The organism is Colwellia sp. BRX8-4 (assembly GCF_014077345.1).
Lineage (GTDB): Bacteria > Pseudomonadota > Gammaproteobacteria > Enterobacterales > Alteromonadaceae > Colwellia_A.
In genome coordinates this window covers 1-9,050 of the sequence record NZ_JACGVS010000041.1, presented here as the reverse complement: position 1 = coordinate 9,050, position 9,050 = coordinate 1, and the positions used below count along the sequence as shown (strand labels likewise).

General features: G+C 35.1%; 14 protein-coding genes and 1 pseudogene. 13 read left to right on the top strand and 2 right to left on the bottom strand.

Annotated elements, in window-relative coordinates:
- Positions 1-211: 211 nt before the first annotated feature.
- Entirely contained in the window at positions 212-421 is a 210-nt protein-coding gene (locus tag H4J56_RS18945) for a hypothetical protein (protein ID WP_182259786.1), read from the top strand.
- A gap of 846 nt (positions 422-1,267) precedes the next feature.
- Here H4J56_RS18945 and H4J56_RS18940 read toward each other — a convergent pair.
- Positions 1,268-1,546 (bottom strand): type II toxin-antitoxin system RelE/ParE family toxin, encoded by a 279-nt coding sequence (locus H4J56_RS18940; RefSeq protein WP_182259785.1) that lies wholly within the window; start codon positions 1,544-1,546, stop codon positions 1,268-1,270.
- Complete coding sequence (locus H4J56_RS18935) at positions 1,543-1,827, bottom strand: damage-inducible protein J (RefSeq protein WP_182170367.1); 285 nt, start codon at positions 1,825-1,827, stop codon at positions 1,543-1,545. The genes H4J56_RS18940 and H4J56_RS18935 overlap by 4 nt, the downstream gene beginning before the upstream one ends.
- Before the next feature lie 182 nt (positions 1,828-2,009).
- Here H4J56_RS18935 and H4J56_RS18930 point away from each other — a divergent pair, with 182 nt between their 5' ends.
- The 12 genes and pseudogenes from H4J56_RS18930 to H4J56_RS18875 all read left to right on the top strand — a co-directional run bounded on the left by H4J56_RS18930 (position 2,010) and on the right by H4J56_RS18875 (position 8,887).
- Positions 2,010-2,291, top strand: coding sequence for a hypothetical protein (locus H4J56_RS18930; RefSeq protein WP_182259784.1), 282 nt, complete (start codon positions 2,010-2,012; stop codon positions 2,289-2,291).
- Positions 2,292-2,414: 123 nt separating this feature from the next.
- On the top strand, positions 2,415-2,906 hold the full coding sequence (locus H4J56_RS18925) for a rod shape-determining protein (RefSeq protein ID WP_220465973.1): 492 nt from the start codon (positions 2,415-2,417) through the stop codon (positions 2,904-2,906).
- 107 nt (positions 2,907-3,013) lie between these two features.
- Positions 3,014-3,418, top strand: coding sequence for a hypothetical protein (locus H4J56_RS18920; protein WP_182259783.1), 405 nt, complete (start codon positions 3,014-3,016; stop codon positions 3,416-3,418).
- A 114-nt stretch (positions 3,419-3,532) separates the two neighbouring features.
- The gene (locus tag H4J56_RS19835; protein ID WP_259368209.1) at positions 3,533-3,682 is read left to right on the top strand and encodes a hypothetical protein; all 150 of its coding nucleotides are present in this window, start codon (positions 3,533-3,535) and stop codon (positions 3,680-3,682) included.
- A 343-nt stretch (positions 3,683-4,025) separates the two neighbouring features.
- Positions 4,026-4,583: a hypothetical protein gene (locus H4J56_RS18910; protein ID WP_182259782.1), complete on the top strand. Its 558-nt coding sequence runs from the start codon at positions 4,026-4,028 to the stop codon at positions 4,581-4,583.
- A 169-nt stretch (positions 4,584-4,752) separates the two neighbouring features.
- Positions 4,753-5,178: a hypothetical protein gene (locus tag H4J56_RS18905; RefSeq protein WP_182259781.1), complete on the top strand. Its 426-nt coding sequence runs from the start codon at positions 4,753-4,755 to the stop codon at positions 5,176-5,178.
- A gap of 111 nt (positions 5,179-5,289) precedes the next feature.
- Positions 5,290-5,709: a hypothetical protein gene (locus tag H4J56_RS18900; protein WP_182259780.1), complete on the top strand. Its 420-nt coding sequence runs from the start codon at positions 5,290-5,292 to the stop codon at positions 5,707-5,709.
- Between the two features lie 204 nt (positions 5,710-5,913).
- Positions 5,914-6,507, top strand: a complete 594-nt coding sequence (locus H4J56_RS18895; protein ID WP_182259779.1) for a helix-turn-helix transcriptional regulator — start codon at positions 5,914-5,916, stop codon at positions 6,505-6,507.
- A gap of 128 nt (positions 6,508-6,635) precedes the next feature.
- Entirely contained in the window at positions 6,636-6,962 is a 327-nt protein-coding gene (locus H4J56_RS18890; RefSeq protein ID WP_182259778.1) for a hypothetical protein, read from the top strand.
- A 294-nt stretch (positions 6,963-7,256) separates the two neighbouring features.
- Positions 7,257-7,391: pseudogene (locus H4J56_RS18885) on the top strand (excalibur calcium-binding domain-containing protein); the annotation flags it as partial.
- A 119-nt stretch (positions 7,392-7,510) separates the two neighbouring features.
- On the top strand, positions 7,511-7,921 hold the full coding sequence (locus H4J56_RS18880; RefSeq protein WP_182259777.1) for a DUF6896 domain-containing protein: 411 nt from the start codon (positions 7,511-7,513) through the stop codon (positions 7,919-7,921).
- An 81-nt stretch (positions 7,922-8,002) separates the two neighbouring features.
- Entirely contained in the window at positions 8,003-8,887 is an 885-nt protein-coding gene (locus tag H4J56_RS18875) for a DUF4350 domain-containing protein (protein WP_182244790.1), read from the top strand.
- Positions 8,888-9,050 lie beyond the last annotated feature (163 nt).

The following is a 9,050-nucleotide window of genomic DNA, read 5'->3' as shown; positions in this document are numbered from 1 at the left end:
AGTTACATTAACAAATACTACAATGTTTTGAGGATGCATTCAGGGATAAGTTATTGCTCGCCAATAGAATATGAAGCCCTGGCAGCGTGAAAAAAAATGTGTCCGTTTTATCGGGGGAAGATCACAATAACAGTTGGTTTTGTTCGCTTCGCTCTCTATTATAACCAACTATTATTTGCCTCTTAGTGGGGCGTTATATGCCTAGGGAATTATGAAGCAAATTATAGATTTGAGCTCACTTGATGAAATTGAACGTTCTCTTTATCTTGATGATACTTGGTGTGAAAATTGCTCAGAAGCAGACTTAGGTATCGGCAGACCAGAACTATATATTGAGAATAATCGTAAATTTATAAGTGGCTCTTGCAACGTTTGTGGTGAGCTATGTACTTCGGAAATAATTACTAAAAATATAACGTAACTGTTCTGGGCAATAGGCATATAACAAGTTACTCAAACGGACGCTAAACAGTTGGCTAGCACTCGTTCCTCGTACATTTTAGCCAACTATTTCGCGCCGCTTAGTAAGGCGTTATGCGGCATTGCGAATTCGATTAAATGTAATTGTGGTAGTTGCCTTTTCTTTATCATGGTTATTTACGCGTAATTAAATCTATTTCAGTTTTTGGTTAAATAGTTTTTCGCTAAAGCAGGTAAGTGGTAAATTCACTTTTTATTAGTGGCTCAAAATTCACGGTTTGGTGTGTCGCAATGCTGTGGTTTTTTTTAATGTGTATTTTATGTCGTTAATATTTATATAAATTGTGCGGTTTGTGGTAATGTAAAAATCACATAACAAGGCATTCAAACGGACAAAAAACAGTTGGCTGTTTTCACTCCGTTCAACATTTTAGCCAACTAATTTTTGCCGCTTAATGTGGCGTTAGGTGTAATGCGTATATAACTATGGATTTTATATTAAAGAGGCTTATTTGTAGCCACCTTTTATTGGCTTCTGCAATTATATTGTTTTCGAGTGGACCTGAAGGGATAATTCTTATACCTATTTTATTTTTGTGGTGCGTATGTGAATTGTTTTTAATAGTTGGTTTAATTAAGCAGATTTTTATAAAAGAAAATAATAGAGGTTCTATAAGTTTATGGTGTGCTTTTGCAGTTACTAGTTTTGTATTGTTTTATCAGTTTTCTAATTGAAATATTTACACCTAACAAGGCATTCAAACGGACAAAAAACAGTTGGCTGTTTTCACTTCGTTCAACATTTTAGCCAACAATTTTTTGCCGCTTAATGTGGCGTTAGTTGCCTTTATTCTGGTGGGAAATTCTGCTTTTGGTGTAAAACTCGCATTATTCTAATCGTATCACCATCGACCCAATAAGAAACAATCATTGATATTTCTGGAATGATTAACACTCTTCCACGAAAAATGTCTCTTTTAACACCCATTAGGGGGTGTTCTAGTAAGTTTTCAACTTTAGCTTCAATAGTTTGATCAGCTTTTTCTGCTGCACTTGGATTAAAATCAAAAAGAAATTCAAATGTTTTTTCACGATCATTTAATGATTCTTCTTCCCAAAAGATCATGATTTGTCTCTATTACGGATTTTCTGTTTTCTTGCTTCCATTAATTTTTTTGCTTCATCATGCAAAATAAAATTAGCTTTTCCATTATCAAACTTGTCAAATGCTGCATTTATTTGTTCCGATAACCATGCATCATGGCTTATAGTTTTTCTTTGTTCTTCTGCTAAACCTTCTGCAAGTTCTCGGCATGCGTCGCTAAGAGTACGGCCTTGGCTTTCCGCCATTTGTTGCGCTAAACGTTTCGTTTCTTCATCAACTCTAAATTGAATGCGAGTGTCCATAATATGTTACCTTAAATTAGTTTTGTACTCACAAATGTTAGCACTGCAATTAATCCAAGGCAACTAACAAGTTGCTTAAACGGACAAAAAACAGTTGGCTTCCCTCACTTCGTTCGTTATTGTAGCCAAACTATTTTTAGCCGCTTAGCAAAGCGTTATAAGTATTCAAAAAGGGAGTGTATATGTCACCGGATGAGATCAAATTAATAATTAAAAAGTATAAATTTAAATCTATCAAAATTTTAGCGGGATTTCTTTTACTTGCTGTTTTTGCAAATTGGTACTTAATTAATTCAAGTATTGAACGTCATGCTGAGTTAGGTTTACCTTATACAAGTAGCGATTCTGGTTTTATTTGGGGTGCAATAAGCACAGGGTTATATACAGTTTTGGCCCTATGTTTTTATTCTATCGAAAAAATATTGTTAAAACTGTTAATCAAACCTAAAACAGAGTCAGAGTAAAATACTTATAACAAGCCACTCAAGTAGGACAAATAACAGTTGGTTTTGTTCGCTTCGCTCTCATTATAACCAACTATCATTTGCCTCTTAGTGGGGCGTTAAGTGGCTCGGAGGCCGAGAGTATTGTTCACATTCCTTAGAAGTCTTTTCTCAAATGATTTACTTTTTGAATTAAGCGAAAATAAAGTTTCGATTAAAGATTTTTCTTCTGATATTTCATTCGAGGAAGAACCTTATATTGCTTTAGAAAATACTAAGAAAGGGGAAATCATAAAGGCAATCGGAAAGGCTGCTAAAACCCTATCTTCTCCTAATATAAGAGTGCTTAACCCTTTCAAGCACAGTCGGTCTTTTGTCGCAGATTTTATGTGTGCAGAGAAAATATTGCAGCATGGCATGTATACAATTCACAATTCAAGAATCAGACCTGCACCAAGAGTTATTATTCACCAGTTAGAAAAAACTGATGGTGGTCTTACAGATATAGAAGAAAGAGTATTACGCGAGTTAGCACTAGCTGCAGGTGCCCGCGAAGTTGTTATTTATTTAGGTTGTAAAATCAATACGAATGTTGAAAACTTTGATACAGTAAAGGCAAGAGTATCAGCCACTTAACAAGCCACTCAAGCAGGACTTTTAACAGTTGGTTAGGTTCCGCTTCGCTTCACATTTTAACCAACTGTTAAAAGCCTCTTAGTGGGGCGTTATATGTACATGAGATTATGCTAACACGAGCTGAACACACAAAAAGAGTCAAGCAAAAAAGATTAATACTGAGAGTCATTTATGTATTAACTATTTCAGTTTTCTTAGCTCTAATAATCAACAGCTATTTAGAAAGTAAAAATAGTGATATCCAGATTGTATCGAAATGGCACGAATGCAAACCGAATAATTGTGAATATAAATTAGAAATAGAGAATACTTCTAATTTACGTAAATCAGTTTTTGTTCGAATAAATGCATTCTATAGAAAAGTTCACCCTGAAGGTGGTGATACTTTTCATGTGGTAAATTCAGAACGTATTGAGATAAATATGGCGCAATCTAGCAAACAAAATTTGTCAGGTAACATAAAAGTTCCTCTGAAAGCACATTTTTTAAAGTTTACGGTTGGTACAATATAAAGTACATATAACAAGCCACTCAAGCAGGACAAATAACAGTTGGTTTTGTTCGCTTCGCTCTCTATTATAACCAACTATTATTTGCCCCTTAGTGGGGCGTTAGGCATACATTAAATGGATATCAGTGTAAATTTCAATTCAGATCTCTTCCATCTTCATTTAGCAGATGAAGCTCAGGTTAACCCTGGAGTATATGGTGCGGAGTTAGCTTGGTGGCTTGGGAAAGAACTTGCTAAAAAAGGTGTTCCCACAAAATACCCGTAGTCAGAAGATTGGGGTTGGTTCATTGAATATATTGTAGATGATAATGAATATTCACTTTGTTGTGCGAATGTAGAAAATCGAACCAATGAATGGCATATTTACTTAAATCCACATGCTAAAAGTCTGTTTGGCCGAAACAAAGCAAAAATAGAGGATGCTCATTTGCTTATCTCTGCTTTAAAGGAACTGTTAGAAAAAAACAAAGAAATCATAAATGTCGTATGGTGCGGCACATATGCCTAACAAGGCGTTCAAACGGACAAAAAACAGTTGGCTGTTTCACTCCGTTCACAATTCTAGCCAACAATTTTTTGCCGCTTAACGTGGCGTTAGAGGTACAAGGATGCATCGGTTCATTTCTCTTTTTATAGTCTTACTATTAAGTGGCTGTGCTATTTCAGCGGCAATATACAAATCAGGTATTAAATTTGAAGGACTAAATGTTGTAAAAAATACGTTTGGTTATCATGTAAACCTAGATCTGAATAAGAAAATAGACTTGAAAGCTGGTGGTTGTGATCAATATTCTCAACAAGGTATGATGGTTTCGCCTCTTATCCCTTTACCTCCTGTTATACCTGTAGATGATGGGGAGCTAAAATCAAATGTTAATGAGTTATTATCTTTTGTTATTACTTCATGGAAAGGAGATGAGTTAAATATTTCAAGTAACTATTTATTATTATCACTTGATGGAGTATCAACAAAGGTAACTATAAGTAATATTTCGCGTAATGAACTAGCAAAAGATATTATTACTTATAAATATCAAACAAATATAAAGTGTGGTTCTATCAAAGACGCAACACTAGAAGTTAAAGGCTTTCAAGAGTCTAATCTCATTTATAAGTTAAAATATTACGAAGGTACGGAGTTCGAAGCAGGTTATTTGTCGGCGTAAAGTACCTCTAACAAGAACTTCAAACGGAACAAAAACAGTTGGTTAGGTTCCGCTTCGCTTCACATTTTAACCAACTATTTTTGTCCGCTTAAGTGGGCGTTAGGGCTAAATGCAAGTATGCAGGTGTTTTTAGCTTTTTTATTGTTTTAGTGTTTCGGGGAAACCAAATATGTTACATCCAGATTTTCCTGTCGTTGATGGGCAGTATAGGATAACGAATGAATGGCTTATAACTCTTAATCAACCTCACAATAGAAGGGTTGAGGATGGTTCTTTAGTGCTCTGGAGGCCAGGAGTAACGGTTTGGATTAACATCTGGAATAATGATGATAACGAAACAATTGAAGAAATAATTAAGTGGATCTCTTCTGGTTCTGATCCAAAAGCATTTGATGTGGAATCAATTGTTAAAGAAGGACTGACTAAATATTCATATAGACTAAATGAAAAAGAAAATAATAAACTAACACTTACGTATAATGGTTACATCATTACAAATGACTCATACGTTCAGATTACTGTTTATTTTAATTTAGATAACGATGCTAAAGTGGCTAAATCAATAATTGATAGTCTTGAGTATGTTCAGCCCTAACAAGCTGTTAAAGCAGGACAAAATTCAGTTGGCTGTTTTCGTTCCTCAACATTTTAGCCAACTAAATTTTGCCTCTTAACAGGGCGTTATATGCCAAAAAGGAGTTAAGGCTTGCATCTCGTAGCATTTTTAAAAATCATTTTTTCTTTTTTCACCATGTTAGCTTTTGTTTTTCCATTAATACTTATTAATGAAATTATAACTCCTTGGTCAGAAGCTAAAATTGAACTATCTAGGCTATATCCAAGTAATGTATATTTAGCGCTGGAGTCAAAATCAGAGGAAGAAACATCATCTCCTTCTGGTGATATTACTTCTGCATATAAAATGAAAAGTTATTTAGTGATACCATCAAATAAAACGATTCGGTTTACTAAGAAAGCAGATGATAAAGTAGCATTCGAAGAAGTTGAAAATTTCACAGTTACATATTTACTTATTAATGCATTCTTACTTACGCTTTTTTTCTTTCTTGGATTGCCGATCTTAAAGAAACTGGTCAGTGGCAAACTAATTTCGAAACGAGTGTAGTTGGCATATAACAAGACGTTCAAACGGACAAAAACAGTTGGCTGTTTCACTCCGTTCACAATTTTAGCCAACAATTTTTTGCCGCTTAACGTGGCGTTAGCAGTATGTCATAGGGTTGGCGTATCATTGACGTACATTTGTCGTATACAAAGAAGGAATTTCTTACCAATATATTGACTCGATCATTATGTGGAAGAATATAAAATGGAAATGAAAATAAACTCTCAAAAAGTAATATCTGAACGTAAAAATAAAGCATGGAGTCAACAGCATTTAGCTGATGCAAGTGTTGTTAGTTTGAGGACTATACAAAGAGTAGAAAACAATGGAACTGGATCTTTGGAGACTATTAAAGCTTTAGCTTCTTGTTTCGAATTAGATGTTAACGAGTTATATGAAAATGACACTAGAACTGAAACCAGAGCAAATAAAAATCCGGTCAAATCAAAATTAGTGGTTGCTTGTTCACTGATAATTGCTCTTTTCGGTAGTTCTATGTTTTTAACTTCATCTTCTATGGCTTCATCTATGACAATTTCTGCTCAGAAGGTGCTAACGTCTAAAAATAATGATTATCATCTTTATAGTAATAACGTTGAAATATTTTTACCTAATGATGTCATATTTGAACTTTTAATAGATTCAAAATGGGAAACGGACACACCATCAATCGCTAATGGAACTGTAAAGATTCATTTGGAAAAATCAGTTATTTACATCGATAAAGCTTCCATCATTAGAACGGAACACGGAACTAAAATAACTGCTAATTATGCAAAAATGGCTAGTTCGGAATAATATACTGCTAACAAGCCACTCAAGCAGGACAAATAACAGTTGGTTTTGTTCGCTTCGCTCTCTATTATAACCAACTATTATTTGCCTCTTAGTGGGGCGTTATGTGTTTCGAGGGATAGGTGTAATTAATGGATAATGATGAACTATTAAAAATAAATGCAAAAATTAAGTTTGATGAAGTACTAGCGAATCAAAAGGATTTGGAAGAGTTTAATAAATTAGGCTCAAAAAATGAAGAGGTAAGAGATTTCATTCTGACAGTGATGCCGTTTGGTTTCCTTATATTAGCTAATATTTTTTTCACTATAGATACTGAATTATTTCAAGTGTTGTGTATTATTTTCTTTGCTTCGTCTGTTGTTCAAGGCATGGTTACAGCTGAAAGTAAGAAAACTAATCGTAGAATAGATTTACTACTTAAAATTATTAACCAAGATCAGAGTAAAAACACATAACAAGAAAATCAACAAGGACACGTAACAGTTGGCTACGTTTCGCTTCGCTATACCATTTTAGCCAACCATTACTTAGCCTCTTAGTGGGGCGTTAGAAGTTTTATCAAGGATGGTGTTCAATTGAAAAATTTACTTATTCTCATCGTTATTTGTGGAGCGGCATGGCAGTTCTACTTTAAAGACAGCTCCATTGTTGAAACCACTCACAAAAAAACTGTACCTGAATTCTCAAATAGTGATGCTATGAAAACATTAGCTCAAGCTAAAGAGATAGCTAAGCCTAAAGTTGCTTATAAATGCGATGGCAGGCAGCATTGTTCTCAAATGACTTCATATGAAGAAGCAAAGTATTTTATTCGTTACTGTCCTAATACTAAAATGGACGGTGATGGAGATGGTATTCCGTGCGAAAGACAGTTTAATAGGTAGGGTGCTTTCAAACTTCTAACAAGGCGTTCAAACGGACAAAAAACAGTTGGTTGTTTTCACTCCGTTCAACATTTTAACCAACAACTTTTTGCCGCTTAATGTGGCGTTATGTGTAAATCATGAATAGTGAGCTTCGAAAAATAATCTCCGACTTCCAAAATAAAGTCGAAGAAGCCAACGAGCTTCTAAAGAAGTTTCTTGATACTGACAAGCCTCACAATTGGGGGGTGTCGATTGAGCAGGTAGGTATGCTTGGAGGTAAGCATAAATACTTTTTCCACGGCGTAGGTTGTAAGGTTGAAATCAGCAAGAAGAATGTAGTCGATTTCGACTATGGCTCCAATGGGCGTATTGATGGTTTCGATGAATGGAGACTATGTGGTTTTGTTAATACGCGTAAAAAGCAATACCCCAATGTTCAAGAAAGTCACATTAAACAATGGTTTCAAGAAGCTATTGAGGCCAAAGAAATAAAGAAAGCGGATTCGAGAGAATATGGCAACTTATACTATCTCGTGGCAAACACATAACAAGGCAATCAACTACGCGCCGGTTATTGCGGCGTTAGCATACTTTAATTAGAATCGTGGTAATCAATATGGAACATTTAAATGAAATCAATTTGTAAAACTATTCTTTTAGGACTCCTTTTAGTTGGAGTGTCGTCTTGTTCTGATAGTGATCAACAACCAGATCCTGATTTCGTCCCCAAAAATATCAATAGTACCTTTTCTAAATTAAATAGCCCTGTTGTTCTTATTGATGAAGCTCATAATAATTTCCTTACAAAAAAGGGCAGATACAAGCCTTTTTCTCAAGTTCTGTCTAGTGATGGTTATACTGTGAAATCTAGTAAAGAAAAGTTCACTTTAACTTATTTAAAACAAGCGGATATATTGGTAGTCGCAAATGCACTAGATAAAAATAGACAGGACTGGAACCCTCCATTCGGAGATGCATTTGACAAAGGAGAAGTTGAAGCCGTTAAACAATGGGTATCACAAGGTGGTTCTCTTTTTCTAGTTGCCGATCACACACCTTTTCCAAAAGTTATAGAAAAACTATCATCTGCTTTTGGTTTTGAGTTTAGTAATGGTCATGTCCGTGACGCCTTATTTCGCTTAGATAATAAATCCCTTATAGAACATTCAATAACCCAAGATATCACTCAAGTTAAAACATTTGGTGGTTCCGCTTTTCAAATACCTGAAAGTGCACAGCCCCTTTTAACTCTAGGTAAAGGAGCCACATCTGTTGTGCCCGAGATACCTTTTCAAGTAAATGGCAAAACTCCAAGAGTATCAATGAATGGCTGGTATCAAGGAGCAGTTTTGGAAGTTGGTGAAGGTCGAGTTGCAGTGTTTTCTGAGGGGATGACGTTCTCATCGCAAGTTACGGTTTCAACGGGTAAAAAATATGGTTTAGTCTCAGATGGTGCGGAACAAAATGAACAGTTTCTTCTAAATGTCATGCATTGGCTGTCAAAGAAAATTTAAACGACAGGTGTACCCAGTATGCTAACAAGTCACTTAAAAGGACAAATAACAGTTGGCTATTTGCTTATATGGACTCCTCGTATTGTACAAGAAAAAACTTTTAAAATTTTAGATGCGTGCTTATATTCGGGCTCATAATGGGAAGCTATCCCGGCCACTTTGA